Annotated in this window: 30 protein-coding genes, 3 tRNA genes and 1 pseudogene; 17 read left to right on the top strand and 17 right to left on the bottom strand. The window is 65.2% G+C overall.

Features of this window, described 5'->3' with window-relative positions; all coding sequences use genetic code 11:
* Together ACAG25_RS16150 and ACAG25_RS16155 are read left to right on the top strand one after the other, a co-directional pair.
* Nucleotides 1-190: pseudogene (locus ACAG25_RS16150) on the top strand (hypothetical protein); the annotation flags it as partial.
* Nucleotides 191-390: 200 nt separating this feature from the next.
* A complete protein-coding gene (locus ACAG25_RS16155) occupies nt 391-696 on the top strand; it encodes a hypothetical protein (protein WP_370489486.1) in 306 nt (101 codons plus the stop codon).
* 50 nt (nt 697-746) lie between these two features.
* On the opposite strand, the gene ACAG25_RS16160 is transcribed toward ACAG25_RS16155, so the two are convergent.
* Nucleotides 747-2,147 carry a PLP-dependent aminotransferase family protein gene (locus tag ACAG25_RS16160; protein ID WP_370489487.1) on the bottom strand — a complete coding sequence of 467 codons (1,401 nt, stop codon included), beginning with the start codon at nt 2,145-2,147 and terminating at the stop codon, nt 747-749.
* A 49-nt stretch (nt 2,148-2,196) separates the two neighbouring features.
* On the opposite strand from ACAG25_RS16160, the gene ACAG25_RS16165 reads away from it, so the two are divergent.
* Both ACAG25_RS16165 and ACAG25_RS16170 read left to right on the top strand, forming a co-directional pair.
* Nucleotides 2,197-2,670, top strand: coding sequence for a carboxymuconolactone decarboxylase family protein (locus ACAG25_RS16165; RefSeq protein ID WP_370489488.1), 474 nt, complete (start codon nt 2,197-2,199; stop codon nt 2,668-2,670).
* 40 nt (nt 2,671-2,710) lie between these two features.
* A complete protein-coding gene (locus ACAG25_RS16170; RefSeq protein WP_370489489.1) occupies nt 2,711-3,154 on the top strand; it encodes a pyridoxamine 5'-phosphate oxidase family protein in 444 nt (147 codons plus the stop codon).
* 6 nt (nt 3,155-3,160) lie between these two features.
* Here ACAG25_RS16170 and ACAG25_RS16175 read toward each other — a convergent pair whose 3' ends face one another.
* Genes ACAG25_RS16175 through ACAG25_RS16190 form a run of 4 tightly spaced genes read right to left on the bottom strand, consistent with a single transcriptional unit; the run spans nt 3,161 to nt 6,276 of the window.
* Nucleotides 3,161-3,991 carry an ABC transporter permease gene (locus tag ACAG25_RS16175; RefSeq protein ID WP_370489490.1) on the bottom strand — a complete coding sequence of 277 codons (831 nt, stop codon included), beginning with the start codon at nt 3,989-3,991 and terminating at the stop codon, nt 3,161-3,163.
* Nucleotides 3,988-4,905: a glycosyltransferase gene (locus ACAG25_RS16180; RefSeq protein WP_370489682.1), complete on the bottom strand. Its 918-nt coding sequence runs from the start codon at nt 4,903-4,905 to the stop codon at nt 3,988-3,990. The genes ACAG25_RS16175 and ACAG25_RS16180 overlap by 4 nt, the downstream gene beginning before the upstream one ends.
* Before the next feature lie 49 nt (nt 4,906-4,954).
* Nucleotides 4,955-5,758 (bottom strand): ABC transporter ATP-binding protein, encoded by an 804-nt coding sequence (locus ACAG25_RS16185; RefSeq protein WP_370489491.1) that lies wholly within the window; start codon nt 5,756-5,758, stop codon nt 4,955-4,957.
* 8 nt (nt 5,759-5,766) lie between these two features.
* A complete protein-coding gene (locus ACAG25_RS16190; RefSeq protein ID WP_370489492.1) occupies nt 5,767-6,276 on the bottom strand; it encodes a bacterial proteasome activator family protein in 510 nt (169 codons plus the stop codon).
* Nucleotides 6,277-6,630: 354 nt separating this feature from the next.
* Between ACAG25_RS16190 and ACAG25_RS16195 the strand changes: the two genes are divergently transcribed.
* On the top strand, nt 6,631-7,827 hold the full coding sequence (locus ACAG25_RS16195) for a cysteine desulfurase-like protein (protein WP_370489493.1): 1,197 nt from the start codon (nt 6,631-6,633) through the stop codon (nt 7,825-7,827).
* A gap of 7 nt (nt 7,828-7,834) precedes the next feature.
* On the opposite strand, the gene ACAG25_RS16200 is transcribed toward ACAG25_RS16195, so the two are convergent.
* On the bottom strand, nt 7,835-8,806 hold the full coding sequence (locus ACAG25_RS16200) for an NAD(P)H-quinone oxidoreductase (RefSeq protein WP_370489494.1): 972 nt from the start codon (nt 8,804-8,806) through the stop codon (nt 7,835-7,837).
* Between the two features lie 90 nt (nt 8,807-8,896).
* On the opposite strand from ACAG25_RS16200, the gene ACAG25_RS16205 reads away from it, so the two are divergent.
* On the top strand, nt 8,897-9,409 hold the full coding sequence (locus ACAG25_RS16205; RefSeq protein WP_370489495.1) for a MarR family winged helix-turn-helix transcriptional regulator: 513 nt from the start codon (nt 8,897-8,899) through the stop codon (nt 9,407-9,409).
* 10 nt (nt 9,410-9,419) lie between these two features.
* Nucleotides 9,420-9,509, top strand: a tRNA-Ser gene (locus tag ACAG25_RS16210).
* Nucleotides 9,510-9,574: 65 nt separating this feature from the next.
* On the opposite strand, the gene ACAG25_RS16215 is transcribed toward ACAG25_RS16210, so the two are convergent.
* The 3 genes from ACAG25_RS16215 to hisC form a co-directional block, all read right to left on the bottom strand.
* The gene (locus ACAG25_RS16215; protein WP_370489496.1) at nt 9,575-10,399 is read right to left on the bottom strand and encodes a crotonase/enoyl-CoA hydratase family protein; all 825 of its coding nucleotides are present in this window, start codon (nt 10,397-10,399) and stop codon (nt 9,575-9,577) included.
* A gap of 18 nt (nt 10,400-10,417) precedes the next feature.
* A complete protein-coding gene (locus ACAG25_RS16220) occupies nt 10,418-10,873 on the bottom strand; it encodes a hypothetical protein (protein WP_370489497.1) in 456 nt (151 codons plus the stop codon).
* 64 nt (nt 10,874-10,937) lie between these two features.
* Nucleotides 10,938-11,993 (bottom strand): histidinol-phosphate transaminase, encoded by a 1,056-nt coding sequence (gene hisC / locus ACAG25_RS16225; protein WP_370489498.1) that lies wholly within the window; start codon nt 11,991-11,993, stop codon nt 10,938-10,940.
* Between the two features lie 83 nt (nt 11,994-12,076).
* Here hisC and ACAG25_RS16230 point away from each other — a divergent pair.
* Together ACAG25_RS16230 and ACAG25_RS16235 are read left to right on the top strand one after the other, a co-directional pair.
* A tRNA-Ser gene (locus tag ACAG25_RS16230) sits at nt 12,077-12,165 on the top strand.
* Nucleotides 12,166-12,215: 50 nt separating this feature from the next.
* A tRNA-Arg gene (locus ACAG25_RS16235) sits at nt 12,216-12,288 on the top strand.
* A gap of 70 nt (nt 12,289-12,358) precedes the next feature.
* Here ACAG25_RS16235 and ACAG25_RS16240 read toward each other — a convergent pair.
* Both ACAG25_RS16240 and ACAG25_RS16245 read right to left on the bottom strand, forming a co-directional pair.
* Nucleotides 12,359-13,528, bottom strand: a complete 1,170-nt coding sequence (locus ACAG25_RS16240; protein WP_370489499.1) for a tyrosine-type recombinase/integrase — start codon at nt 13,526-13,528, stop codon at nt 12,359-12,361.
* Nucleotides 13,521-14,066: a hypothetical protein gene (locus ACAG25_RS16245; protein ID WP_370489500.1), complete on the bottom strand. Its 546-nt coding sequence runs from the start codon at nt 14,064-14,066 to the stop codon at nt 13,521-13,523. The genes ACAG25_RS16240 and ACAG25_RS16245 overlap by 8 nt, the downstream gene beginning before the upstream one ends.
* 434 nt (nt 14,067-14,500) lie before the next feature.
* Here ACAG25_RS16245 and ACAG25_RS16250 point away from each other — a divergent pair, with 434 nt between their 5' ends.
* The 7 genes from ACAG25_RS16250 to ACAG25_RS16280 all read left to right on the top strand — a co-directional run bounded on the left by ACAG25_RS16250 (nt 14,501) and on the right by ACAG25_RS16280 (nt 20,371).
* Entirely contained in the window at nt 14,501-14,803 is a 303-nt protein-coding gene (locus ACAG25_RS16250; RefSeq protein WP_370489501.1) for a hypothetical protein, read from the top strand.
* Complete coding sequence (locus tag ACAG25_RS16255) at nt 14,800-15,519, top strand: hypothetical protein (RefSeq protein WP_370489502.1); 720 nt, start codon at nt 14,800-14,802, stop codon at nt 15,517-15,519. Before ACAG25_RS16250 ends, ACAG25_RS16255 begins: the two co-directional genes overlap by 4 nt.
* Entirely contained in the window at nt 15,516-15,851 is a 336-nt protein-coding gene (locus tag ACAG25_RS16260; RefSeq protein ID WP_370489503.1) for a DUF2742 domain-containing protein, read from the top strand. Before ACAG25_RS16255 ends, ACAG25_RS16260 begins: the two co-directional genes overlap by 4 nt.
* Entirely contained in the window at nt 15,848-17,653 is a 1,806-nt protein-coding gene (locus ACAG25_RS16265) for a hypothetical protein (protein WP_370489504.1), read from the top strand. Before ACAG25_RS16260 ends, ACAG25_RS16265 begins: the two co-directional genes overlap by 4 nt.
* 251 nt (nt 17,654-17,904) lie before the next feature.
* A complete protein-coding gene (locus tag ACAG25_RS16270) occupies nt 17,905-18,252 on the top strand; it encodes a hypothetical protein (RefSeq protein WP_370489505.1) in 348 nt (115 codons plus the stop codon).
* A gap of 153 nt (nt 18,253-18,405) precedes the next feature.
* Nucleotides 18,406-18,933 (top strand): HK97 family phage prohead protease, encoded by a 528-nt coding sequence (locus ACAG25_RS16275; RefSeq protein WP_370489506.1) that lies wholly within the window; start codon nt 18,406-18,408, stop codon nt 18,931-18,933.
* A 4-nt stretch (nt 18,934-18,937) separates the two neighbouring features.
* On the top strand, nt 18,938-20,371 hold the full coding sequence (locus tag ACAG25_RS16280) for a phage major capsid protein (protein WP_370489507.1): 1,434 nt from the start codon (nt 18,938-18,940) through the stop codon (nt 20,369-20,371).
* A gap of 100 nt (nt 20,372-20,471) precedes the next feature.
* Here the strand turns inward: ACAG25_RS16280 and ACAG25_RS16285 are convergent, their stop codons facing one another.
* Nucleotides 20,472-21,425 carry a hypothetical protein gene (locus ACAG25_RS16285; protein ID WP_370489508.1) on the bottom strand — a complete coding sequence of 318 codons (954 nt, stop codon included), beginning with the start codon at nt 21,423-21,425 and terminating at the stop codon, nt 20,472-20,474.
* Nucleotides 21,426-21,800: 375 nt separating this feature from the next.
* Here ACAG25_RS16285 and ACAG25_RS16290 point away from each other — a divergent pair, with 375 nt between their 5' ends.
* A complete protein-coding gene (locus tag ACAG25_RS16290) occupies nt 21,801-22,712 on the top strand; it encodes a tetratricopeptide repeat protein (protein ID WP_370489509.1) in 912 nt (303 codons plus the stop codon).
* Nucleotides 22,713-22,750: 38 nt separating this feature from the next.
* Here ACAG25_RS16290 and ACAG25_RS16295 read toward each other — a convergent pair whose 3' ends face one another.
* Genes ACAG25_RS16295 through ACAG25_RS16315 form a run of 5 tightly spaced genes read right to left on the bottom strand, consistent with a single transcriptional unit; the run spans nt 22,751 to nt 25,743 of the window.
* Nucleotides 22,751-23,314 carry a hypothetical protein gene (locus ACAG25_RS16295; protein WP_370489510.1) on the bottom strand — a complete coding sequence of 188 codons (564 nt, stop codon included), beginning with the start codon at nt 23,312-23,314 and terminating at the stop codon, nt 22,751-22,753.
* 18 nt (nt 23,315-23,332) lie between these two features.
* On the bottom strand, nt 23,333-23,854 hold the full coding sequence (locus ACAG25_RS16300) for an Imm61 family immunity protein (RefSeq protein WP_370489511.1): 522 nt from the start codon (nt 23,852-23,854) through the stop codon (nt 23,333-23,335).
* Between the two features lie 32 nt (nt 23,855-23,886).
* The gene (locus ACAG25_RS16305) at nt 23,887-24,402 is read right to left on the bottom strand and encodes an Imm61 family immunity protein (RefSeq protein ID WP_370489512.1); all 516 of its coding nucleotides are present in this window, start codon (nt 24,400-24,402) and stop codon (nt 23,887-23,889) included.
* Between the two features lie 4 nt (nt 24,403-24,406).
* The gene (locus ACAG25_RS16310) at nt 24,407-24,937 is read right to left on the bottom strand and encodes an Imm61 family immunity protein (RefSeq protein ID WP_370489513.1); all 531 of its coding nucleotides are present in this window, start codon (nt 24,935-24,937) and stop codon (nt 24,407-24,409) included.
* Nucleotides 24,934-25,743, bottom strand: a complete 810-nt coding sequence (locus tag ACAG25_RS16315; RefSeq protein ID WP_370489514.1) for a hypothetical protein — start codon at nt 25,741-25,743, stop codon at nt 24,934-24,936. Before ACAG25_RS16315 ends, ACAG25_RS16310 begins: the two co-directional genes overlap by 4 nt.
* Between the last annotated feature and the right edge of the window lie 35 nt (nt 25,744-25,778).

The raw sequence follows: 25,778 nt of genomic DNA on the forward strand, positions 1-25,778 counted from the left end.
CACCATCAACGCACTCGAAGCCGACGGCAACCGCGTCATCATCAACCGCCACAGCGGCACCGCCCTCACAGACGCCACCGTCATCGCCGTGCGACCCGGCCCCGAATTCACCAAGTGGGTCTGGGACGCCCAACGCGACGACCGCATCCAAGTCCCCGCCGGACGCACCTACTTCGTCGACGTCGAATAACGGACTGCAGAGGAATCGGGGCGCCCCGCGAGGGGCGCCCCTTTTTCGGTGTGGTGCTTCTGCTCTCGAATAGCACTGCACCGCGTACAGATTCGGCCAACCGTCGCTCAATTCCTGCCAGCGGAAATGAACGGCGGGATCGGCAGGTTTCACCCGTCAGATCAGTCAAGATCGACCACCACGCCAGAGGGGACAGGACAATGAAGACCTTCGTCACCACCGCCACCGTCGCCGCCGCTGCCGGCTTCTCCGCCGCCATCTTCGGCCTTGCCGCTCCCGCCGCTGCAGCCCCGTCGGGCTCCGGCGATGCCCACGCCACCATCAGCCAACTGGAAGCCGACGGCAACCGCGTCATCGTCACCCGCCACGGCAACACCGCCCTCAAGGACGCCACCGTGGTCGGAGTCCGGCCCGGCCCGGAGTTCACCAAGTGGGTCTGGGACGCTCAGCGTGACGACCGCATCCAGGTCCCCGCCGGACGCACCTACTACGTCACCATCAAGTAGCGCCACCGACCCGGAGAGGGGCGCCCCACTCGGGGCGCCCCTTTCTGGTTTTACAGGCCGCTGTCCCGCAGCACCGCGCACAACGCGGAAACCGCTGGAGCGAAGGCATGTTCGGCCGGTGCAGAGAATCCGACGATGAGCCCGTCGGTGGGTGCGGCGCCGGCGGCGGGGTGCCGCATGATCGACAGGCCTTCGAGCGCGATACCCGCCTGCGCAGCTCGACGCATGACTTCGGGTTCAGCACCGTCGGGCAGGCCCACCACCAGGTTGACACCGGCCGACAAGCCGGCCACCGACACATCGAATTCGGCGAGCGCCGACACCAACGCATCCCGACGGCGACGGTACCGCAGTCGCATGCGGCGGATGTGACGGTCGTAATGGCCTGCAGACAGGAACTCGGCGAAGGTCAGCTGACTGATCACATTGACGTAGAACTGTTGTCCGCCCGCAGTTTCCAGTACGGGTTCGATCAACTGATCCGGCAGGACCATCCAACCCAGTCGCAGCGCCGGCGACAAACTCTTACTGGTCGAACCGAGGTAAGCCACCTGCGACGGTGACAGCGCCTGCAGGGCGCCGACCGGTTGGCGGTCGTATCGGAACTCGCCATCGTAGTCGTCATCGAGGATGAATTTCCCTGTGCGTTGCGCCCATTCGATGACTGCGGTGCGGCGGGCGGGATGCAGTGCCATTCCGAGAGGCTGGTGATGTGCGGGCGTCAGGAGTGCCGCAGACACGTCGAGGGCGTCCAGTTCGGACACGCGGGCGCCGTGCTCGTCGACTTCGATGGGGATCGTCGGAATGCCGTAAGCGGCGATCGCATCCCGGAACAGGTGCAGCCCGAATGCTTCGAGCACAATCGGGCCGCCCAGCACACGCGCCAACAACTCCACGGCATGCCGTACTCCGGCGCAGATGACGATCGACTCCGGCGACGCACGCACTCCGCGGGCCCGCGCCAGGTACTCGGCCAGGGCCGCGCGTAGTTCGGGCCGGCCTCGCGGATCGCTGAGGTGCAATGCCTCGTTCGGTGCGGTCGTCAGGGCGCGCCGGGTGGCCGCTACCCACTGGGTGCGGGGGAACTGCGAGACGTCCGGGGAGCCGGGCATCAGGTTGTGTGCCGGTCGGATCCCCGAACCGCGCGGGCGGACCGGCGATGCGGAGCGCGCGACGTTGACGACCCAGGTGCCCGCGCCCTGCCTGGAACCCAGCCATCCCTCCGCGACCAGGTCCGCATACGCGTCGGCGACGGTGTTGCGGGCCAGTCCGAGGTCGGCCGACAGGGTGCGTGACGGCGGGAGCCGGGTTCCAGGCGGTAGGCGACCCGACCGGACGGCGTCCCGTAGCGCGTTGACCAGGGCGTCCTTCGCGCCGCGGGTACCCGGGGCCAGGGTCGGTGCCAGGTCGAGATGAAGGTCCCAGCTACCCGGATTGGCCCATGAATCCACTCGTATATTGAACCATCGTTGCGGGACATTCGGGATTACCGTCGGTCATATGACACAGACACTCAGCGAACCCAGATTCAAGATGTACAAGGCCTCGCCGGAGCTCTACCAGGCGATGATGGCGCTGGAGACGGCATCGCGGAAGGACCTCGAACCGGACCTCGCCGAACTGATCAAAACCCGTGCGTCGCAGATCAATCGGTGCGCGCTATGCCTGGACATGCACATTCGCGACGCCCGCAAGCACGGGGTCGACGAGCAGAAGCTCGATCTGCTTCCTGCCTGGGAGGAAGCAGGCGACATCTTCACCCCGCGGGAGCAGGCGGCGCTCGCACTCACCGAGGCGATTACGGTACTGGGGCACGGCGGCGTCACCGACGAGGTCTACCGGCGGGCAGTCGCCGAGTTCAGCGAGCGGGAACTCGGCCAGGTGGTCGCGATGGCGGTGACGATCAACGCGTGGAACCGCATCAACGCTTTCGCGCAGACTCCGCCGCCCAAGCGCGACAACCAAGTGCCATAGGACCCTAGCTGCCGGACCGGCCGGCGCTGACGATTGAGGCATGGACGCTTCAATCACATCCGACGCACCGGTCACCGAGCTGACCGAGTCCGAGAGTTGGCAGTTGCTGGGCGGCGTGTCACTGGGCCGACTGGTCACCACGGTCAACGGTTGGACCGAGATCTTCCCGGTCAACTTCGTCGTGCAGGACAAGACGATTCTGTTCCGCACTGCCGAGGGCACCAAGCTGCTGACCACCGTGCTCAATGAGAACGTGTTGTTCGAAGCCGACGACCACAGCCTCGTCGAGGGATGGAGTGTGGTGGTTCGCGGCAGGGCCAAGCTGGTCGCCGGCTCGAACGACACCGTCAAAGCTCAGCGGGCCGGGCTCTACCCGTGGGTCGCCACACCGAAGTCGAGGTTCGTCCGGATCACACCGCAGTCGTTGACCGGCCGGCGATTCGTGTTCGGACCCGAGCCCGACTCCGACGGCTTGAGCAGCTGACCCTCGTCACACCCAGTAGGGCACGCGGGCGCGGTACTGGCGCATTGCGAAAGCGGCGAATGTCCAGCCGATGAGCGTCAGCGCGATCACGACCAGCCAGTGCCGCAGTTCCTGCTCGGCACCCAGCAGCGGTGCGCGCACGATGTCCAGGTAGTGCAGCAGCGGGTTGAGCTCGACGATCTTGGCCCAGCCGCCCGCACCTTGGGCCTGCAGGGTGGACTCGTTCCAAATGATGGGCGTCATGAAAAACAGCAACTGGACCAGGCTGGCCAGTAACGGGCTGATGTCGCGGTAGCGGGTGGCCAGAATGCCGAAACACAAAGCCACCCAGACACAGTTGGCCGCGATCAACGCAAGCGCCGGGATGAACGTCAGGTCCGCCCAACTCCACGGTTTGGGGTAGATGATCGCGATGATGACGAAGATGATGATGTTGTGCGCGAACAACAGCATCTGCCGCCAAACCAGACGGTAGACGTGCACCGACAGCGGTGTCGGTAGCTGTTTGATCAGGCCCTCGTTGGCGACGAAGACGTCGGCGCCCTCCAGGATCGACGCGTTGATCAGGTTCCAGACGATCAGCCCGAGTGTGACGTAGGGAAGGTGTTCGGACAGTTCGAGTTTGAACAACATCGAGTACAGGCCACCCATGGCGACCGCGGTGGTGCCGGTGGCGATGGTGATCCAGAACGGGCCGAGCACCGAACGGCGGTACCGCTGCTTGATGTCCTGCCAGCCCAGGTGTAGCCACAGTTCCCGTTTGCCGTAGCCGTCGACCAGATCGCGCCACGCCCGCGCGAAGGTCCGGGACTGCGCCGCGGCGTCCATGATCGTCATCTTTTGGTCCCGAACCTTTCGCGGCGGCCCAACCGCCGCAACCTCATCCACTCCCGCAGGCCAGCGGGGTCACGTCTGGTGATCAGGAAGTACCAACCGAAGCGCAGCCATTCCTGGGGGAGCAGCTTGCGCATGCCCGGCTGGGACTGCAGGTATCCGCGGTTGCGGTAGGTGTAGAACCGCTTGGCCTCGTTGTCGGGGTACTGCGTGTGCATCCGCCCGCCGAGGATGGGGCGGAACTCGTCGCCACCCTGCGGATGGAGGTACACCGCGGTCAAGCACGTCCCGAAAGGCAGCCCGCTGCGCTGCAGTCGGCGATGGATCTCGGTCTCGTCGCCGCGCATGAACAGTCGCAAGTCGGGCACCCCGACCGCCTCCAGCGTCTCCGCGCGGAACAACGCGCCGTTGAACAGGTGCGAGATACCCGGCATGAAGTCGGGAAGCGTGGCGTCGGTCCGCAGTTCGCTGACATGGCGACGCCACACCAGGCCGCGGCGCAACGGGAACGCCAGCCGGTCGGGATCGTCGAGATCGCAGATCATCGGCGACACCTCAGCCAACCCGTGTTTCTCCGCGCAGTCCAGCAGGGTCGCCAGAACCTCGGAGTCCTGGGGCCGTCCGTCGTCGTCGGCGAGCCAGACCCAGTCGGCGCCGAGTGCGAGCGCATGCAGGATGCCGAGCGCGAAACCACCTGCGCCACCGAGGTTGCGGCGCGAACCGAGGTAGGTGGTCGGCAACGGCTGGCCGGTCACCAGATCCCGCACCCGTCCGTCCCCGTCGTCGGAGAAGTCGTTGTCGACGACGATCAGATGGTCGGGACGACGGCTCTGCGCGGAGATCGCGTCCAACGACTTGGCCAGCTCGTCGGGGCGGCGGTGGGTGACGACGACCGTGCAGATGCGCTCAGGTGCCACATGGTCTTCGCGCAAGCGCTCATCTGCCACATGGTCTTCGCGCAAGCGCTCATCCACGCGCCGTCTCCTCGAGTACCTCGCGAACGTGCCGAGCCGCGTCCTCACCCTCGTAGGCGCGCACGACGTCCTCGATGCCACCCTCCATCTTGATGGTGCCGTGGTCGATCCACATGGCCGTGTTGCACAGCCGAGCCAGGAACTCGTTGGAATGGCTTGCGAACACCAGGATCCCGGACCGGGCGACCAGATCCGACAGTCTGCTCTGCGCCTTCTTCAGGAACTCCGCGTCCACCGCGCCGATGCCCTCGTCGAGCAGCAGGATCTCGGGATCGATACTGGTGACCACACCCATGGCGAGCCGGACGCGCATACCCGTGGAGTAGGTGCGCAGCGGCATCGACAGGTAGTCGCCCAGTTCGGTGAACTCGGCGATCTCGTCGATCTTGCCCAGCATCTGCTTGCGGGTCTGCCCCAGGAACAGTCCGCGGATGAGGATGTTCTCGAATCCGGAGATCTCCGGGTCCATGCCGACGCCGAGGTCGAAGACGGGTGCGACGCGGCCCCGTACCGTGGCCACGCCGCGCGTCGGCTCGTAGATGCCCGAGAGCAGACGCAGCAGGGTCGACTTCCCGGCCCCGTTGTGGCCGACCAACCCGACGCGGTCGCCCATCTTCAGGGACATGGTGATGTCGCGGAGCGCCTCGATGACCACGACGTTGGACTCGTTGCGTCCGATGGCCCCGCCGGCCTTGCCGAGGAAGGCCTTCTTCAACGACCGCGTCTTGGCGTCGAAGATCGGGAACTCGACCCACGCGTTGCGGGTCTCGATGAAGGGTTCGGAAGGACCGCCCACGCCCGGTCTCACAAATACTGGCCGGTGCCGGGGTGGCCCGGGGTTCCGCGTTGGCCGGGCATGCCCGCGCCGGGTGGCAGCGCACCTTGGCGCATCTGCTCGAGTTGTTGACGCGCGGCCATCTGCTGGGCGAACAACGCGGTCTGGATGCCGTGGAAGAGGCCCTCGAGCCATCCGACGAGCTGAGCTTGGGCGATGCGCAGCTCGGCGTCCGACGGCACGGTTTCGTCGGTGAACGGCAGTGTCAGACGTTCGAGTTCCTCGCGCAGTTCGGGGGCCAGCCCTTCTTCGAGCTCGGTGATGCTGGTGCGGTGGATGTCGCGCAACCGGCCGCGGCTGGCCTCGTCGAGCGGGGCGGCCCGGACTTCCTCCAGGAGCTGTTTGATCATGGTGCCGATCCGCATCACCTTGGCCGGCTGTTCGACGAGGTCGGTCAGCGAGCGGTTGTCCGACCCGGCCTCATCGGCGCCGTCACCGCCGATGATCTCGATGTTGTCGTCATCGGTGTTGCTAGTCATGGTCCTAGAGTGCCTCAGTATCCGGTGATCTCTGCGATCGGCCCGCCTGCCGCGTTCGGTCGGTCAGGTCGCCCCGGGGTTCGCCCCGTCATATTCTGCCGTCGCCGCCCCGGATCGCCGCAACGAGCCTGGCGTGAATCGGGCGCCGACGACCTGGGTGGATCGAGGGCGGGGCGATGAGCAGCAACAATACGCCGAGTAGCGCACCGGAGCGTCGGAGCGCTGGAGTAGTATGGCTGCCCAGATGACCCGGTCCGGGCAGGACTGGCTCCCGACAGCGACGTCAGGGCCTCGCGATTCTGCCGGTAATCGGAAGGTTCAACAGCATTCCTCAACGCACTAAGGTGGGCTGACATGGCATACGACGTCGCCCGGGTGCGAGGTCTGCACCCGTCGTTGGGCGATGGCTGGGTGCACCTGGACGCCCAGAACGGCATGTTGCTGCCGGACACGGTCGCGCGTGCGGTGTCCACGGCGTTCCGGGGATCGATGCCGACCGTGGACAGCCCTCATCCGGGCTCACGCCGCAGCTCGGCGGTACTCGCGGCCGCACGCCAGGCCATCGCGGACCTCGTCCACGCCGACCCCGCCGGGGTGGTGCTCGGCGCCGACCGGGCGCTGCTGCTGACCGCGCTGGCCGACGCCGCGTCCACCCGGGTCGGTCTCGGCTACGAGCTGGTCGTGAGCCGACTGGACGACGAAGCCAACATCGCTCCGTGGTTGCGCGCAGCCAACCGGTTCGGCGCGAAGGTGAAGTGGGCCGAGGTCGACATCGAGACCGGCGAACTGCCCACTTGGCAGTGGGAGGACCTGATCACGCGGCCCACCCGACTGGTCGCCGTGGCATCGGCGTCGTCGACGTTGGGCACCGTGACCGACCTCCGCGAGGTCACCAAGCTCGTCCACGAGGTCGGTGGACTGGTGATCGTCGACCACTCGGCTGCCGCGCCGTACCGGCTCTTCGATCTCGAGGACATCGACGCCGACGTCGTGGCGGTCAACACGTTGGCCTGGGGCGGGCCGCCCATCGGTGCGCTGGCCTTCAAGGATCCGTCCCTGCTCGACGTGCTCGGCTCGATCTCCCTGAACCCGGATGCCACAGGGCCGGCGCGGCTGGAGGTCGGTGCACACCAGTTCGGTCTTCTCGGCGGGGTGGTCGCCAGCGTCGAATATCTTGCCGCCCTGGATGATTCGGCACAGGGCTCGCGTCGCGAGCGGCTGGAGATCTCGATGCGTTCGGCGGGACGCTACCTCGAGGTGGTCTTCGACTATCTGCTCAGCTCGCTGCGTTCTCTGCCCACGGTGGTGGTGATCGGTGACCCCGAGGTTCGTATCCCGCTCGTCAGCTTCGTGGTCGAAAACGTGCCCGCCGATCGAGTGGTGCAGCGATTGGCCGACAACGGCATCCTGGCCATTCCGAACGCGAACTCACGCGTCCTGGATCTCATCGGCGTCAACGACATCGGCGGTGCGGTGACCATCGGTCTGGCGCACTACACCACCACCGCCGAGGTGGATCAGCTGGTGCGGGCGCTGGCCTCGCTGGGCTGACCTTCCGTCAATGATCAACGCGGAGAAGGATTTTGCCCGACACATCGCCTGAGTCGAGCAGTTCGTGGGCGGCTTGCGCCTCGGAGACGGGGAACTCGGCTCCGATCACCGGACGCACCTGACCGTCGCTGATCATCGGCCACACCCGATCCCGCACCTCGGCCACGATGCCGGCTTTCCCGGCCTCCCCGTCGAGTGGGCGCGCACGCAGCGCGGTGGCGAACACGCCGCCGCGCTTGGCCAGCAGCTTGGCGATGTTGAGTTCCGCCTTGGCGCCGCCCTGCATTCCGATGATCACCAGTCGGCCGTCATGAGCCAGGGCGTCGACGTTGCGGGCCAGATAGGCGGCGCCGATGATGTCGAGGATCACATCGGCGCCGCCGTGCTCGCGCACGACGTCGACGAAGTCCTCGTTGTGGTAGTCGATGGTGATCTCGGCGCCGAGTTCGGCGCACAGATCGAGTTTGTTGCGCGATCCCGCGGTGACCGCGACGCGACAGCCCAGAGCGCGGGCGACCTGGATCGCGTGGGTGCCGATACCGCTTGCGCCACCGTGCAACAGGACCAGTTGCGGGGCGCGCAGTCCCGCCGTCATCACCAGGTTCGACCACACCGTGCACGCCACCTCGGGCAGTCCGGCCGCGTGGTCGAGGTCAACACCGTCGGGCACGGGAAGAACCTGCCCGGCAGGCACACACACGTACTCGGCGTAACCGCCGCCGGCGAGCAGGGCGCAGACCTCCTGTCCCGGTGACCAGTCGGTGACACCGTCCCCGGTGGCCGCGATGGTTCCGGAAACCTCGAGGCCGATGATCTCGCTGGCGCCCGGCGGCGGCGGATACTTCCCGGCGGCTTGCATCAGGTCGGCCCGGTTCACCCCGGCGGAACTGACCCTGATCAACACCTCCCCGGCCCCCGGTGACACGTCGGGTACCGTCTGCCAGCTAAGTCGGCCGCCGTCGGCCACGATCGCGTGCATTCTTCAGACGCTACTACGCAGGAAAAAGTCCGGCCGAATCTGTCGTCAGCAATTACTCTGGGCCTACTATGTGCTGGTTAGGGGGTAATTATGGGGGGGACCATCGCGGGGCGAACCGCCAGTGACACGCCGGGACTCGACATCGCCGAGCAGAAGGCGTGGCAGAACTTCTTGGACGCGGCTCTGCGGCTGTACGCCACGATGAATCGGTCGTTGACCGATCAGCATGGGCTCACGCTCAACGATGTGCGTCTACTCGACCTTCTCGCGAAGTCGGTCACGGGTTCGGCCCGGATGGGGGATCTGGCCGAATCCCTGATGTCACTGCCGAGCCGGGTGACGAGGCAGATCCATCGCTTGGAGGTGCAGAAGCTGGTGGTGCGCGGCGCCAGCCCCGACGACGGGCGGGGGGTGCTGGCCAGCATCACGCCCGAGGGCCGGGCTGCGCTGGAGACAGCGCTGGAAACCTATGGTGCCGCGGTGCGGGCGCACTTTCTCGGACCGCTGTCACGCCCGCAGGTGGTCGCGATGGGGGAGAACTGTCGCCGAATCAGCGCCGGCCTGAAGTCCGGGGGTCCGACCCCGAAGCTGGGCCGCGTCTAGACTGTCCCGCGGTGGCGTGGCAGAGCGGCCTAATGCACTCGCCTTGAAAGCGAGAGACGGCTAACACCGTCCGGGGGTTCAAATCCCTCCGCCACCGCCACATGAATAGCTTCGAGTCGGGCTGGGGGGACCGGAACGAGCGATGGTTGAGTTTCTGCCGTAGAACTACTCCCCGGTGAAGTTCGGCGGCCGCTTCTCGAACATCGCCTTGATGCCCTCGGTGAGGTCGTTCGACGGCAGGAACGCCGAGTTCCAGGCAGCCACGTAGCGCAGGCTCGCGGCGACCGCCGCGGTGCGCTGCTCGTCGAGTACGTCCTTGATGCCGTGCACGGTGTGCGGCGGGTTGGCCGCGATCTCTGCCGCGGTGGCGCGCGCGGCGGTCAGGGATGCCTCGGCGTCCGGGTAGACGTCGTTGACCAGGCCGATCTTCTCCGCGCGGGCGGCGTCGATGTCCTTACCGGTCAGCGCCAGCTCGCGCAGATGGCCGTCGGTCAGGATGTACGGCAGCCGGGCGAGCGAGCCGACATCGGCGACGATGGCGAGCTTGACCTCACGCACCGAGAACTTCGCGTCGGCGCTGGCGTAGCGGATGTCCACTGCCGAGATCAGGTCGACGCCGCCGCCGATGCACCAGCCGTGCACCGAGGCGATGGTCGGGGTGCGGCAGTCGGCGACCGCGCTGATCGAGTGCTGCATCGTCTTGAGGCGCTTGTGGAAGTCGGCACGCGGCTTGGACGAGGTTCCCTCCCGCATCGCCGATCCGAGGGTGTCGCCCATCGCGGCCACATCCAGGCCGTAGCTGAAGTTGCGGCCCGAGCCGGTCAGCACGATCGCGCGCACGTCCGGATTCGCGTCGAGCTCCTCGAACACCACCGGCAGTTCCGCCCAGAAGGCCGGGCCCATCGCATTTCCCTTGCCGGGGCCGATCAGCGTCACCTCGGCGATGTGATCGGAGACGTCGACGGTGACCGATTCGTAAGTGCTGCTCATGCTCGAAAGGCTAACCACTCAGCCCGGCGGGGACCCCAGCAGGACCTCACTGACTTTCGCGTTGGGCATCAGCTGGCAGCCGGTGTCGGCGAGGATCTCCTCGATGAAGGAGCCGTCGTCACCGAACACCGTGCCGTTCTCCTCGATGATCGCCCGCACGACGGCGCGTTTGGTGGCGTCGTCGAGGTCGATGAATTCCTTGCAGGTCATCGACGTGGAATTCGCGGGGGCGGGCACTTCCGGCAGATCCGGTCCGCCGGTGGGCAGGGGGATGTTCGGGATCGTGAAGTCCGGGAGTCCCGGTATCGACGGGCTGTCCGGGATGCCGGGTCCGGGCGCCGAGGTCAGGGGCGGGCCCGGCTGGGTCGTCTGCGCGACCGCGCCGTCGGTGGTGCGGGTGCACGCGGTGGTCAGACCGAGCGCGAGCGTCAGACCGAGTAGTGCCGCCGCGGTGACCCGTGCGTGCGAAGTCATCCCGTCACGATAGGCGGCTATCGCCGTTCCAGATAGAAGTACAGGTGACGAGGCATGGCGATGGTCATGCGGCTCCGATCCAGCGCCGCGCGAACTCGAGGAAGACGTCGTTCTCCTGCGGGCTGGCGACCGTGACGCGGACGCCATCCTCCCCGTAGGGCCGCACGATGACGCGGTTGTTCGCTGCGTCGGCGGCGAACTGTTGGGCGCGTCCGACCAGCGGCAGCCAGACGAAGTTGGCCTGTGACGGCGGCAGGTCGTACCCGGCGTCACGCAGAGCCGCCGAGACACGACCGCGTTCGGCGACCACGGCGTCGGTGCGCTCGAGCAGTTCGTCGGCGGCGTCCAGACACGCGATCGCGGCCGCCTGCGACACGCTGGTCGCGGTGAACGGTACGTAGACCTTCGACAGCGCCGAGACGATCTCCGGATCCGCCACCGCGTAGCCGATCCGCAGGCCGGCCAACCCGTAGGCCTTGGAGAACGTGCGCAGCACAACGACATTCGGATGTGCGCGGACCAACCCGAAACTGTCGGGCACCAGTCCGTCGCGGATGTACTCGATGTAGGCCTCGTCGAGGACGACCAGGATGTGCGGTGGCACCGCCTCGACGAAGCGGGCCAACGCGTCCGGGTCGACGACCGTGCTGGTCGGGTTGTTGGGGTTGCACACGAAGATCAGCCGCGTGCGTTCGGTGACCGCGGCCAGCATCGCGTCCAGGTCGAAGGTGTGGTCGGTCAGCGGGACCTGGACCGGCGTCGCCCCGGCGGTGCGGACCTGCAGCGGATAGATCTCGAAGCTGCGCCAGCCGAACAGCACCTCGTCGCCGACGGTGCTGGTGATCTGGATGAGCTGCTGACACAGGCTGACCGACCCGCAACCGACCGAGATGTGCTCGGGTGCGAACCCGACGTGCTTGGCCAGACGCTCCTTGAGCTCGACGTACCCGTTGTCCGGGTAGCGGTTGATCCCCTCGATCGCCTGCTCGATCGCGGCCCGCACGCTGGGCAGCGGACCGTGCACGGTTTCGTTGCTGGCGATCTTGATGGCGCCCGGCACGGTCTTGCCCGGCGCGTAGGCGGGGAGGTCGGCCAGTTCGGGACGTAGACGTGCGGACACCCGGACAGTTTAGGGCTGCGGTGGAGGTGCTTTGCTTCCCGAGGCAGGGGCTGTGTACGCTCTTGGCTCGGCGGTAAACGTCAGGAGGCGTGCCAGAGCGGCCGAATGGGGCTCACTGCTAATGAGTTGTCCACCTCAAAGTGGACCGGAGGTTCAAATCCTCTCGCCTCCGCGCGAAGCCGCCGGCTTCGGCCGGTGGTGGACAACTGAAGAACTGAACATGCGCCCGTAGCTCAACGGATAGAGCATCTGACTACGGATCAGAAGGTTAGGGGTTCGAATCCCTTCGGGCGCGCTTTCTACCAGCGACAACGACCCCTGCGGCGCAAGCAACACGCCCGGTAGCCGCTACTTTCCCGACACATTCACTCGCGGACGCCGGTGTACTCATCCAACACCGAACGGACATCCGGCCCCTCGGTGTGACGTTGCAGATAGTGCTTCTCCGTCGTCGCCAACTTCGCGTGCGACAACTGCTGCTGCGCCTTCTCCGGCCCGAGCGCGTCCCGGACAACCGTCGCTACAGCCCGCCGGAACGTGTGCGGAGTGATCGTCTCCCGGAGATCCTCGGGGAGTGCGGCTCGCAGCGACCGGCGCATGTTGGCCAGCGACACCCACCCTCCGTCGCGATTGGCGAAAACCGGACCCTCCCCGGCCGCGTGGTTCTTCAGTTCCTCCAAGGCATCCACGCCGATGCGGGGCAGCACCACCGTGTGCTCCGGGGCGTCACCCTTCCGGCGGTCCTGGCGATGCAGCGGCTTCCCCACGATTCGGCCATGGTCGATCAACGTGCCCCGAATCGTCACCGTCGGGGCATCGCCGCCCAGGTCGCAATCAGACCACCGCAGCGCCAACACCTCGTTCGGTCGCGCTCCGGTCGCCACCAACAGATCGACGAACGCCGGGAGGAGCCGCCCAGGCCGCGGGCCCGGTCCCTCGCGGTCGGCATACCTTCGCACCGCCTGGCGGACACGCGCCAAGTCATCCGGGTTGATCTTTCGCACGACGTGCTTGGCAGCCGCCTTGGTCGGTTTGGTCTCCCGAATCGGGTTGACCGGTATGACCCCGAATCGAACCGCCATCGAGAACATCCCCAGGAGAATCATCCGCAGGCGCTTCGCCTGTGTCGTGGCGCCCATCGCCTGCACGTGACGGTGAGCCCTGGTCGTGTCCACCTCGCGGATGCGCAACGCCCCCAGGTGATTCAGGCCGTGCTTCGCCCAGACCTGACGGTACTGATCGGCCGTCTGAGACGACACACCGTCCTCAGCGGCCTTCGCCACAATCCACACGTCGAATAGTTCCGCCAACGTGGTCCTGTCCGTGACCTCTTGCTTCGTGACAGGTGGTCGACGGTCCTTCAAATGTCGCTGCAACAGCCGGCGGGCGTCCTCGGCGGACTTGTCGCTAGATCGCTCCACGCGCCGTCGTTTTCCATCCAAATCACGGAAGTACGTTGCTGCATAGAACTTTCCGTTGTTGAAACGCTCCGTGATCCGGCCGTGTTCACCCGGCTGCATACGCTGCCTAGGCATTCGATTCCATCTCGGCGATCTCCTTGGCCAGTTCCCGAATGCGTTGGTTGTATACCTCGATCAGTTTGCTATCACTGGGATCGTCGGCCTCAATTAAGGTGCGCATGGTCATCGACGCATCAAAATGCTCGCGTGATCGTCGCAGCAGGCGCGTATTCTTCTCCGCGAGTTCGGAGTTGGCCCGCTCGATGTCGGTCAATTTCGCTGATTCGAGCCTCCAGTCAATATTCGCCGAGAACCATTCCACAGCTATCATTTCTGGCACTTCAACGCCCGGAAGTAACTCGACCATCTTCGCGTACGGGCCGGGGTATACCAGTGCCACCGGAGATGTGTTCAGCGCCGCCGCAATCACCAACAACTCGACAATGTCAAGGCTCTGCTTCCGGCCGCTCTCATAGTTGGCGATCTGCGCCCTGGTGATCGGGTAGTTCAACTCGGCCGTGCGGTCTGCGAGCCATTGCGCGGACCTCTTGCCGCGAGCCTTCCTGATCGCCGCCGCGATCCGGCGATGCGTCTCTCCGCTCCATTGTGTCATGGGGACACAGGATACTTTGGTATTGCGTCAGTGGGAATCAACGGGTATATATTGACTCGGTACGACACGGATTCACTCGAATGAGTGCAGCCACGACACAACCAGAAAGGACGACTGTGAACGATTGGAGAGCTGTCGCAACGAAGCTCAGCGTCGGTAGAAGCACGGTGTTTGCCCTCTGGGCATCCGGGGAGTTGGCCTCGGTGCGGATCAAGTCGCGCCGGTTCTCCACCGATAAGCAGATCGCTGAATACATCAGTCGGTTAGAGGGAGCGGCCTGATGCGGGTGTTGCCGCAGCAGGAGCACTGCGACTTGGGGTTGGTCGACGACGACCGCACCCCGGATATGCGAAAGGCCCCGGTTGCAGCCGAGGCCTCTCGTGTTCAGAACCACCCACGTAGTCACCACAACCACACCGAGGAGTTCTAGAACCATGATGACAGACAACCGGTACCCCGTCGACAGCACGTACTACCCGTGCTGCAACGCGATCGGTCGCCACGCCCCTGACTGCTCGACGGTGCAGGCCGCGAACGCACCACAGATCCTCAACGATGCGGTCAACAGGATTGACGTGATCCGGGCCGACGCCAACACCGTCCTGCATTCCATCACCAAGTCCGCGCCTCTGTTCGCCACCGTCGATCTGGTGGTCGGACTCGGGCATCTGCGGCAGGCCGCGCTCTTGCTCGACGGGGTGGCCGACGCGCTCGAGTCTGAGGCAGTGCGGCGATGAGTGATCGACTGATGCAAGCACTGTGCTGTGTGTGCGGAAACCTGCGGACGTGCCGGCGGCCCAGAAACTACCGGCGGGAAAATTACTGGCTGTCGGGGCCAATTGACCGCGACTGGCACCGCGAGACGGGCGACCTGAAGTGCGCCGAGTGCGGCAGGGTGACATCCCACGCGATCCTTCACCCGGAACAAGACTCGTTCCGGGACCACGCCGAGCGCATCACCAACATCGCGTTGGGGATGGGCGATCCTGTCGCCCCACGTGTCTGCGAGGAAATTCGAATGCGATACCGCCAAAACGATTTTCCGAAGAACCCACTGATGAATCACCGTTGGTGGAAGTCAGTGGAGAACGAGGCGCGGGCGGCCGGCCAGAAGCGGTTCCCGGCGATGTGCGGCGAACTCGTCGACATGCCCGAGCAGGTGCGGGAGAACGGCAGAGACATCACCGAGATGGAGGCGCCCACCCACCTGACCGACCCGAAGCGGGCCGACTGGGATTGGTTGGACGTCGAAACCGGACTGACCTGGACCTACTACGGCGAATGCGTGAACTGCCTCCGCGTGCGCAATACCTGGCTACTGGAGCAGCGCCGCAAGAACGTCGCGGCCCAGCTGATCAAGATCGCAGCCGTCATCGACGAAGTCGACGGCAACGTAATCGAGCAACTCGCCGAAATGGTGGCGGCTGCGATTCCCGGTGGCAGCCAGCAATGATCCGCAACAACAGCGAGGAGGCCCGCCCCAACACGGGGGCGGGCAGTTCCCGCGCAGTCACGTTCTACCCCGTCTATCAGATGCTTTCGCCTCTGCTCGGAGACCCTGGTCTGATCCCGGGCACTCCGGTGTGGTGCCAGCTCGACGACACCGACCCGGCCAAGTGGCAGGCGGTGCTGTGGGCCGCAGTGTGGTGGGCGCTGAACGAGGACTGCCGGCAGGACGCCATTTCCGAGGCAGGCGCGGATATATCGGCCGCCGAAGACTGGTCCGCGGTCGCCCGACAGGTGCAGCGGCGCCGCCAGATCGACGCACTCCGGGAGGCATCGTGAGCAACGACCACTGGGGGCCGGCGGAGGAGTTCTTCCTCGACTCCGACAGCCCGCAATTGGAGAAGATCTATTTGTGGGCGCGTGCCCGCTACGCCGCGCCGTGGGCGGTGTTCTTCGCCGTCCTGCTGCGGGTGGCGGCCAGCGTGGGGCCTCACGTGCAACTGCCGGGAGTGATCGGTGGGCGCGCGTCGCTGAACTTGCTGTGTGCGTTCGTCTCTCCGTCCGGGGGCGGCAAGGGCATATCCGACAAGGTAGGCAGACTCGCTTGGCCCGTGCCGATCCTCGAGCTTCCCATCGGCAGCGGTGAAGGCATTGCCGAAACGTTCACCCTGCGCGGCAAGGAGTCCGAGGACAACGAACGCGTCACCGCAGCGATATTTAACTGCTCGGAGATCGACATTCTCACCGGGCTGGATTCACGACAAGGGTCCACGACCCTGGGCACGCTCAAAGCGTTCGCCATGGGCGAGCAATTCGGGTCAACCAACGCATCGAAGGCCAACAGCCGCAATGTCCCCGCGCATTCTTACCGCGGATGCTTGTCGGTCGGTGCCCAGCCGGGCCACACCGGGGTCATCTTCAACGACACGAGCGGAGGAACGCCGCAGCGGTTCTTGTGGGCGCTCACCATCGACCCGCACATGCCCGCCGACGCTGTGCGAGACCCCGACCCGCTCGACACGACGATGCCAACGTGGGAGCCCGGACCCGACGGCGTCGTCGAGATCGTCTACGGCCACGAGGAGATCACCGAGACGATCATCGCGGCGCACCTGGCCCGCCAGCGCGGGGAAGCTGACGCCCTCGACGGACACGCCATGTTGACCCGCTGCAAAGTCGCAGCAGTGCTGGCGATCATGCACGGCAGGTCCGTTGTCGGCGAATGGGACTGGCAGCGCTCGGGCGACGTGATGGCGGTGTCCAACAGCACCCGCGATTGGATACTCGCCGAGGCTCAGAAAGCGGCGCGGGCAAAGGTACGTGCCCGGGCTCTCGACCGGGCAGCCGGTGAGGAGTTCTACGACGCCAGCCGCCTGGAAACCGTGAAGCGCAGCCTGCTGCGGATGCTCGAACGCGACGGTGAACAAGCCGGCGGTGATCTACGGCGCCGTCTCGGAAAGCGAGAGAAGAGGGAGCTGTTCGACCAGGCCGTTGGTTTGCTGGAAGCTGAAGGTTTGGTATCTGTCCGCTCCGGCGAGCATGGCAGTGTCAGATACCGGATCGGGTCACCCGTGACCACAGAGGTCACCCCCCGAAAGTCCAGTTCAGAAGGGGTGACCAGCCCGGTCACCCGTGACCAACCTGCCACTGTCACAGACCTGGATTCCCGCAGGTCGCATGAGACTGAGCGTCCGAAGCTGTCATGTCAGAAGTGGCTGAACCAACACATCGAACAACTTGTCCAGCAAGGCCACACCACTGTCGAGTCGTTTGCTGTCATCGAAGCCGGACAGGCCAAGGGCTACACCAAAGGCTCAATCCACCAAGCCGTGAGCGCCCACCCAGACATGCGCACTGTCTCCCGGAAACGCGGCCGCGCGATCTGGTCGATCACCCCCGAACACAAACCACCGCGGTATGAATCCGCGGCGGCCTGGCTCGACAAATGGCTCGACCAGCAAGAGACCAACACCGTCACCCCCGACGACGCCAAGAGAGCCGGAACCGCGGCCGGCCACCCCTGGGACTCCGTGCGCCGCGCCGCCGGGCTATCCACACGCATCGAGTCCATCCCTGCCCACGGCGACTCGAAGACCGAACGGGTCTGGCGCATCACAGGCACAGAAGACGTCGGAGCGTGATGTGGTGGTGTGGAAAAACTTCGGAGAGAGATTCAAGCCTGGGCCGGGGTCTAGAACGGGCACATCGTCCGCGCCTTCGACCCGCCCCGGGGGGCGGATCACGCATCGCGCAAGTCAAAGGCCCAGGTGGGACCGCCAATGCGGAACCGTGTCCCTCCCCCGAGGTGTGCTGCACGGATATAACAATGGATAGCCGCTTTGAACTGCGGAAACGGTTTCCGTATGTGTGCACCAAGAAAGGACTCGTACCCATGACCAGTCAATCTCCCAGCGATCTCGTTCAGCAGGGTCGCGCCATCCGACTTCTGCTCGCCACTCTCGACGGCGATGAGGACCGGGCGGACGCCGTGCTCGATGAGGACGCCACGATCAGTCCCCGCACCCGCGCACTGACTAAAGACAATGCAGTCGAGCTTGCGAAGCGGCTCGAAGCTGATAGCGGCCGGGATGCGGCGCGCGAGGCTTTGGAGCGCGCACTGCTGGGGATCCAATCTGACCAGGAAGAACATCGTGACCCGATCGGCCACACATGGTTCGTATCTGTCTTCGCCGAACCGGCCGAGGGTGATGGGGAGTTCCGGCCCGACGATGACCGGTAGTGTCAACATCGCTTGCCGTTTCGGCAAAACGGGCGTTACGCTGAATACCAGCTCGGTATCTGCGAGACGCCGGGAGCCTCAGGGCAGGCCAACCCGCGCTATCCCGGTCACCATGCGAGACCGCAATTCTGCGTGCGCATAGAAGGTGATCCGTTGTCTACCATCCTGTTTCGCTCCGCCGAACTCACACCCGGTAAGGGCCGCACGGTGTACGGCACCGTCGTCCCGTACGGTCAGATCGCCGAAGTCAGCGACGGCGGCCGCCCCTATCGGGAACGGTTTGAGTTCGGGGCGTTCGACCGCTCGATCCGTGAACGCGGCAACAAGGTGAGGCTGTTCGACAGCCACAACACCCGACGGCTGCCCCTCGGCCGCGCTACCGAACTCCAGGAACACCAGGAGGGTTTGCACGCGGCGTTCGAGATCGCTGCCACCCGAGACGGAGACGACGCCCTGGAGCTGGTGCGCTCCGGCACCGTGGACGCCTTCAGCATCGGGTTCCGCGGCATCCGGGAACGCCTCGACGGTGATGTCGTGGTGCGCACCGAAGTCGCGCTGATGGAAGTCAGCCTCGTCGGGCTGCCTGCCTACGCCGGTGCTGCTGTCGCCGGAGTGCGGTCGCAATCCCTTGTCATCCCCCGGTCAGTCGCTGAAGCGCGGCTGTCCCTTCTCGATTGGTGAACCCATGACTGATACCGACATCTCCACGTTGACCCTTGAGCAGACCCGTGCCGCTGCGCGGGAACTGCTCGACTCCACCACCGGCGACCTCGCCGGAGCCGACGCCGAACGATTCCAGGAGTTGCAGCGCCACGCTGAGCAACTGCGCGACGGTGCGCAGCAGCGCGCCACCGCGGCCCGCGACATGGTCCAGCGGTTCGCCTCCGGGGAACTGCGCACCGAGCGGGGCAGCAGCGACGCCACCGTCGACGACCAGGACCGCCCGCCCGCCCTGCAGCAGCGCGATACCGCGATGCGGGTGCTGGAGCGCACCGTCAAGGACGAACGCCTCGACGCCCGCGGCGCCGAACTCGTCGAGGACTTGATGAGCACCGGCCCGGTGATCTCGCAGACCTGGACGCAGCGCTGGGCCGCCGCTACCGGCAGCGAGCACTACGAACGTGCCTTCGCCAAGAAGCTCGCCGACCCCGACAACGGTCAGCTCACCTGGACCGCCGAGGAAGCCGACGCCTGGCGAGCGGTGTCCGCGGTCCAGGCCGAGCAGCGCGCAATGTCGTTGACCGACAGCGCCGGCGGATTCATGGTCCCGCTGACCCTCGATCCGGCGGTGCTGCTCACCTCCAACGGCAGCATCAACCCGCTGCGCCAGATCGCCCGCGTAGTGCAGACCGCCACCGATGCATGGTCTGGTGTCACCAGTGCGGGTGTGACCGCTGAGTGGACCGCTGAGGCCGCCGAGGTGGCCGACGCCAGCCCCACCCTGGCGAGCCCGTCGATCCCGGTGCACAAGGGTGATGCGTTCGTGCCGTTCAGCTTCGAAGTCCAGGGCGACGCGGTGAACTTCCTCGGGGAGCTGTCCAAGCTCCTCGTCGACGGAGCCGAACAGCTCAACGCCACGGCCTACACCACCGGTTCGGGCAGCGGCCAGCCGAAGGGCATCATCACCGCCCTCGTCGCGGCCGCCGGCACCGTCCCGCTGGTCAGCCCCGCCACCGCCGAGACGCTGGCTGCGGGCGACGTGTACGCGGTGCAGAACGCGCTGCCGCCGCGGTTCCAACCCAACGCACAATGGTGCGCCCACCTGGCCATCATCAACACCCTTCGCCAGTTCGAGACCACCAACGGCGCACTGAAGTTCCCCACACTGCAGGACAACCCGCCCCGCCTGCTCGGCCGCACCATGAACGAGCTGTCCAACATGGACGGCACGATCAACGCCTCCGCGACGGAGAACAACTACCCGCTGCTCTACGGCGACTTCGCCCGCGGCATGGTCATCGTCGACCGTGTCGGCTCCACCCTGGAACTGGTGCCGCACCTGTTCGGCGCCAACCGCCGGCCCACCGGTCAGCGCGGCGCGCTTCTGTGGTTCCGCACCGGCGCCGACGTCGTCATCCCCAACGCGTTCCGCCTGCTGTCCATCCCGACCACGGCCTGACCAGGAGGGGTGGGGTGTCCCGCGCAACGGGCGCCCCACCCCGAGACCCCTGCCCAGGCATGCGCGCACCGTCTCAACCCCGAGGGGTTTTTTCGGGCCACTAGTTTTGCGAGTCGACTCCCCACAGCACGCGACGCAGTCGCTTCCTCCAGCCCTGCCGAGGCCTATGTTGTGGCTCGGCAGACCAGATCGAGGCCGCAGCGCTGTGGTAGGCATGGTGCGTTTCGTAAGCAAGCAGGCCGTGGATGCCCTCGGGACGATGCCGATCGAGGAACTCTTTTAGGTCCTTGTCTGACGCGCCAGCCGCCAGCATCTCGGTGATCTCTCGGTGGAAAAGAAGTGGCATCCCCCCGACGTGATCGACTCGTTGACCGAGCCACAGTCTGCGATAAACACGCAGATCCGGTGGCGGAGGCGTTAGATCGCTGAACCAGGAGGTCGCCCCAGCCGGGAAACGCCACGCTGATCGCCGTGACGAGCGAGTCGCCTTACGGCCTACGGCCGTGGCGGACCCTCGGACCACGAGATTGCGGTTACCGCGATGGGCGCGAGTTTGGGACCCTGCGAGCGCGGGCCATAGGTGATAAGCGGCTGTGACGTTGGCACCCACCTCGATCCGGTGCGGGGATTGTGAATCGAAATTGCTTTCAGTGTCGGTGTCGGGGTCCTGAAAGCTCGCGGGGATTATGGTGGAGCGCCCAAGTCGCCACCACTTGAGTCGTCCGAGATCGAAGGAGATGTTCTCGACCGATACCGGTGTGCGCCCGATGTTCGTGACTCGAACCAGGCCGTATTCAATGCCGTAGTAGAGGCCGTCGTGTCGTTTCCTTAAGTCGGCGAAGGTCGGTGTCCGTCGGCCGGGGCCTCGTAGAGTGACGGTCATTCCGAAGTCCGTGAGGTAGCAGAACGCGATCTCGACTTTCAAGCGTGACCCCTGGAGCTTGTAGAGCGTCAGTTGCCATACGAGGCCGAAGAGGGTGACTGTCGCGCTGCAGATGGATACGACGAGGGCGGCAATCGCGAGCGGGTCCGGGCCTTGTGGATCGGGGGGCACGAAGGTCACGTTAGGGCCGGCCGATGACGTCGCCCGGGAATGTCGGCGGCGCGTTTCATGCCGTTGCGGTCCTCGCCAAGCGAGAAGTTCGCCTCAATCGGCCGGCCCGCATCGCGAGCTGACACCCTGGTCCAGGGTGGTCAACTCTCCACTTTCCCGATACAAACGCCGCCAGCTTTGCCCGGACGATGATGGACAACGGCAGCCCGGCGAAGACCATCGCCACTGCTAGAAGCCAATTTCTGCGAATGATCTCGTACCTCAGCGGACGGCTGGCTCACGCCAGAAGGTTAGGGGTTCGAATCCCTTCGGGCGCGCTTTTCATCGGCGATATTCGTGCGCGAGGCCAGGGTGCCGCGCCGATACGATTTCCGGGTGACGTCGGAGCCCCTGCGGCAGGCCCAGGAAAGTATGCGGTCCAAGGACTACCCGGGCGCCGCGGCCGCCGCGTCGGCGGCGCTGTCCACCGAACCCACCAACGAGCACGCCATGCGTCTGTACACGCTGGCGTTGCACGGGCTCGGTCGGGCAGACGAAGCCCTGTCGATGGCGTGGCAGACGGTCGGCGCGCACCCGCAGTCGTATCTCGCGCAGTACACCTATGCCAGCCTGCTGCACGAATCGGGTCAGGCCCAGCAGGCACTGGTGGTGGTCAACGAAGCACTCCGGCTGAACCCCGCATCGGCGGACTCGCTGGTGCTGCTCGGCGACATCCACCGCTCCCTGGGCAGCGCCCCGGCCGCCGAGGCGGCCTATCAGGCAGCGCTACAGCAGGAGCCGACCCACGCTGTGGCCGTCCACAACCTGTCCGTGAGCCGGTTGCGCTGGGGCACGCTGACCGAGGCGGTGCGCGGCCTGCTCGAGGTGGGTCGGTTGAATCCGGCGCTGGCGCCGTTGGCTCTGCAGAACCTCGCCCTCGCGGTGACGCGGGTGCTGCGGATGACGACGGCGGGGGTGATACTTCTCGCGGTCGCGCTCATCGTGGTGTCGGCCGCACACGATGACGGCTGGCCGACGCTGATTCCCAGGATCGCCGTGGCCGCGCTGAGTGTTCCGCTGGTGGTCGGGATCGCGTGGGTGGTGCGCACCGTGCCCGGTCCGACATTGAAGACGATCCTGGCGCAACGCTTCTCGCTGTTACTGCGTCTCGGCTTCGTAAGCCTCGCGGTAGTGGTCGGACTGGTGACCGCGGCGCTCGGACCGAACCCCGTCTCCGACGTGGCCGGGCCGCTGCTCCTGCTCGGTATGGTGGGGCTGACCGTGCTGGGGTGGATCCGGAACGGCTGAAGGTCGGCGGGGAGCCTGCGGTCGCTCAGGCTCCGATATCAGCCTTCTCCTGATGGACCCGTCGGGAGTCCGTCCGTCAGTCGCCTATCAAGGTCGTCGTAAGACATTGTGAGCAGCCAGTTTGTCCACGAAATACCGCCTGCGCCCGTGACGAAGTAGGTGTCAGGACTGTTTCGTAGCTGGTACTTCGCATGTCTCTCGTCGATCGGGACCTTCTCCTCCACATCGGGGCTCATTCCCGCGTCGCGAAAAGTCCACGAGATCGGGTCGAGACGGCATTCGATCCGGAGGAAGTCGCCGATGTTGTAGATGATGTAATTGCCGGCCTCCCGAACGGACGAGAAGGTTGTATCCACACCTTCAGTCGGCGTGTTTTGGTGTTCTGTCGAGACGTTCAACACCGCGTACCGTTCGTCCACATCCTTCGAAATCGCGAAGCCGTACCAGTCGGGATGAGGGTGACCCCGCCGGAAGTGCAACGTGTCCGCGTCAAGATCAGGGCTGTCCCACGGTGGCACGCCGGCCCTCATGTAGATGTCTCTCCAGCGGCTGTAGCGAGCGAGAAGCTCGACTACGTCGGGATGGTCCGACAACGAGGCCATGCAATCACCAACTCGTCACTACTGAACACCGAAAAGCGGTGATCCATCGGGACTTTCATAGGACCGTCGGATATCTGAAAGCGAGGATTCGAGCAGGTGGGACAGGCGGACGAACGTACTGATGCTGCCTACCTCACCGAGGGCACGTGCAGCGAGTTCACCTGAGGGGTAGAACAATTCCCAGTACCCTTCTTGATCGCCCGGAGCAATCGCATATCCAGGCGCAAGTTCATCGAGACCCTTCAAGGGTCGCAACCTCTGCAGCTGGTTCTTTGACCGGTACCGGTAACCGAATAGCCCCATCAGATGGCGTTCCATAGAGCGCATCGATGTCGCGTGCAACTCGAACTGTTCTGCCGAAGCCCGCTGTGCGGACGTGAGGGTAAGACCACCGTCCGGCGCGACTCGTATGTAGTAGCGCACCTCGCCGCCAGGTTTCGACGCAAATAGTGCTGCGCCGGTGACACTGTCGGGAGTGACGGTGTAGCCGGACGCGCGCGCCCAGTCCGCGAGGTGGTCAGAAATCGGTACCGCAGTCACCCGATAATGATGCTGCAAAGACCGCCTGCGCTCTAGCCCCATCGTGACATCAGGGGCGAACCGGATCTGCTTGTGAAGGACTCTTCGAGTTCCCTTACCGTCATCCGGAGAAAATGAGACAGCGGAACCAAAGTCAGTAGGCTCAGGGTTTCTTCACGTGCGACCGCGACCGGTCCAGCATCAACGCAGCTCAGCGTCCTGAATTGGTCGGCTGACATCGCGCTGACGGTGAAACCCTCGGCTAAGTCGCAGGGCTGGTGGGGGATTCGCAAGGAGGGCAGACCGAGATCGTCGCGAATGATGATGCCCAATGCGGCGAACAGATGCCGCTCGAGCGTATCCATCGTCTTGGCGCGCAGCTTGAATCGCGGCTTCCCTACACGACTCGCCTGGTCCAGCTCGAACCAGTCATCTTGGCGCTGACGAACGTAGTATCGGTGCTCTCCCCCAGCCGAGTACAGCAGGGCGCCAACAGCATCAGCAGTAGCGGCATAGCCCGCGCGCCGTGCCCAAGACACAAGATCCATCGACAGGTGGGGAGTTGTCATCCGATTAAGTCTTGTCCTGAATTCCGAAAAGTGGTGACCCGTCTTCACTCTCATAGGATCGTCGGATAACCGAAAGGGAGGATTCGAGTAGGTGGGACAGACGAACGAATGTGCTGATGCTGGATAACTTGCCGTGCGCCCGCGCAATAAGCGCACCTGATCGGTCGCGCAGCTCGAAGGACCCCTCTGGGTCTCCCGCAACGATTGTGTATCCGGGCGCAAGGTCATCCTGGGTCCGGAAGGTTGGCAACCTCTGCAATTGGTGCCCTGATCGGTAGAGCCGGCCGAACCACGCCATCAGATGGCGCTCCATCACTGACATCGATGTCGCGTGCAACTCAAACTGTTCTGCCGAAGCCCGTTGTGCGGACGTGAGGGTAAAACCACCGTCCGGCGCAGCTCGTAGGTAGTACCGCACTTCACCTCCGGGCCCGGAGGAGAACAGCGCCGCGCCAGTGCTGCTGTTAGGCGTTAGGGCAAAACCGTTCACGCGCGACCATTCCGCGAGCTGGTCGGAAATTGGTGGCGCAGTCATTGCGACAGCTGATTCTCGACACCGCGGACATTCGCCAGGCGCGAGGTGTCGACGATGATCTCGTAGGTTCCGGGCTCGATCAGTCCCGCGCCGACGCGTTGGGCCTCTATTGGGTCGTCGGTGAGGAGCAGTACCTCGGCAGTTGTGCCTGACGTTCGTATGAGGCGAACGGGTACCTGGTCCAGGTCTGCGGTGAAGACTCGTTCGAACACTTCGGTTTCAGACGCCGGAACTGTTGCCGACCATACGCCGCGGTGTACCTGTTCGAACCCGCCGGGGTCCTGCTCGGCTATGGCGGTCAGCATGACGGAGTCGCCAATGGTGTCGGCGAAGAACTCATTGCCGCGCCAACGCGCTAGCGTGCCGACCATCGGACTGGGCCGACGCCATTGTTTGGCATTGGCCCAACCGCGGGCAGCACCTTCGTAACGTGAAAGGCACTTCTGTTCGCCATCGGCGCGAATACGCCAGTACTCGGCGCCGTAGGTATACCGAGTGCGGCTCATACTCCATATCTGCGCCAGGGAGTCACCGCGCAGGAAGCCATTCGGAAAGGTGGGCCACGGACGCGGCGCATCGGTCGGTGCGTTGAAAGTGGCCAGTCGGGGTTGCTCGAAGCGGACGACGTCGACGAAATGCGGTGCCGCATCGACGCCGTAAGCGGCAAGAAGCTGAGCCGGTGTGTTCAAGGTGGCCACGGCAGAGGCCTCCGTGACGTAACCCCCCACCTGATCGTCGCCCGTATCGACGATGGCGGTAGCCACCGCTGTGGTGAGCAACTTCTGCAGAACCAGGCGCTCATTCATGAGTAATCTCTCCTACTGAAGCTGTCCGAAGTCCT

This window comes from Mycobacterium sp. pV006, assembly GCF_041287115.1.
Taxonomy (GTDB): Bacteria; Actinomycetota; Actinomycetes; order Mycobacteriales; family Mycobacteriaceae; genus Mycobacterium.

Excerpts from the sequence above, each read along its gene's own strand:
- ACAG25_RS16255 (WP_370489502.1), top strand. The coding sequence starts at position 14,800 with ATGAGTGATCGACTGATGCAAGCACTGTGCTGTGTGTGCGGAAACCTG.
- ACAG25_RS16305 (WP_370489512.1), bottom strand. The coding sequence starts at position 24,402 with ATGACAACTCCCCACCTGTCGATGGATCTTGTGTCTTGGGCACGGCGC.
- ACAG25_RS16200 (WP_370489494.1), bottom strand. The coding sequence starts at position 8,806 with ATGCACGCGATCGTGGCCGACGGCGGCCGACTTAGCTGGCAGACGGTA.
- ACAG25_RS16310 (WP_370489513.1), bottom strand. The coding sequence starts at position 24,937 with ATGACTGCGCCACCAATTTCCGACCAGCTCGCGGAATGGTCGCGCGTG.
- ACAG25_RS16260 (WP_370489503.1), top strand. The coding sequence starts at position 15,516 with ATGATCCGCAACAACAGCGAGGAGGCCCGCCCCAACACGGGGGCGGGC.
- ACAG25_RS16205 (WP_370489495.1), top strand. The coding sequence starts at position 8,897 with ATGGGGGGGACCATCGCGGGGCGAACCGCCAGTGACACGCCGGGACTC.
- ACAG25_RS16280 (WP_370489507.1), top strand. The coding sequence starts at position 18,938 with ATGACTGATACCGACATCTCCACGTTGACCCTTGAGCAGACCCGTGCC.
- ACAG25_RS16165 (WP_370489488.1), top strand. The coding sequence starts at position 2,197 with ATGACACAGACACTCAGCGAACCCAGATTCAAGATGTACAAGGCCTCG.
- ACAG25_RS16195 (WP_370489493.1), top strand. The coding sequence starts at position 6,631 with ATGGCATACGACGTCGCCCGGGTGCGAGGTCTGCACCCGTCGTTGGGC.
- ACAG25_RS16190 (WP_370489492.1), bottom strand. The coding sequence starts at position 6,276 with ATGACTAGCAACACCGATGACGACAACATCGAGATCATCGGCGGTGAC.
- ACAG25_RS16215 (WP_370489496.1), bottom strand. The coding sequence starts at position 10,399 with ATGAGCAGCACTTACGAATCGGTCACCGTCGACGTCTCCGATCACATC.
- ACAG25_RS16295 (WP_370489510.1), bottom strand. The coding sequence starts at position 23,314 with ATGGCCTCGTTGTCGGACCATCCCGACGTAGTCGAGCTTCTCGCTCGC.
- ACAG25_RS16245 (WP_370489500.1), bottom strand. The coding sequence starts at position 14,066 with ATGACACAATGGAGCGGAGAGACGCATCGCCGGATCGCGGCGGCGATC.
- ACAG25_RS16170 (WP_370489489.1), top strand. The coding sequence starts at position 2,711 with ATGGACGCTTCAATCACATCCGACGCACCGGTCACCGAGCTGACCGAG.
- ACAG25_RS16315 (WP_370489514.1), bottom strand. The coding sequence starts at position 25,743 with ATGAATGAGCGCCTGGTTCTGCAGAAGTTGCTCACCACAGCGGTGGCT.
- ACAG25_RS16250 (WP_370489501.1), top strand. The coding sequence starts at position 14,501 with ATGATGACAGACAACCGGTACCCCGTCGACAGCACGTACTACCCGTGC.
- ACAG25_RS16240 (WP_370489499.1), bottom strand. The coding sequence starts at position 13,528 with ATGCCTAGGCAGCGTATGCAGCCGGGTGAACACGGCCGGATCACGGAG.
- ACAG25_RS16220 (WP_370489497.1), bottom strand. The coding sequence starts at position 10,873 with ATGACTTCGCACGCACGGGTCACCGCGGCGGCACTACTCGGTCTGACG.
- ACAG25_RS16270 (WP_370489505.1), top strand. The coding sequence starts at position 17,905 with ATGACCAGTCAATCTCCCAGCGATCTCGTTCAGCAGGGTCGCGCCATC.
- ACAG25_RS16175 (WP_370489490.1), bottom strand. The coding sequence starts at position 3,991 with ATGACGATCATGGACGCCGCGGCGCAGTCCCGGACCTTCGCGCGGGCG.
- ACAG25_RS16155 (WP_370489486.1), top strand. The coding sequence starts at position 391 with ATGAAGACCTTCGTCACCACCGCCACCGTCGCCGCCGCTGCCGGCTTC.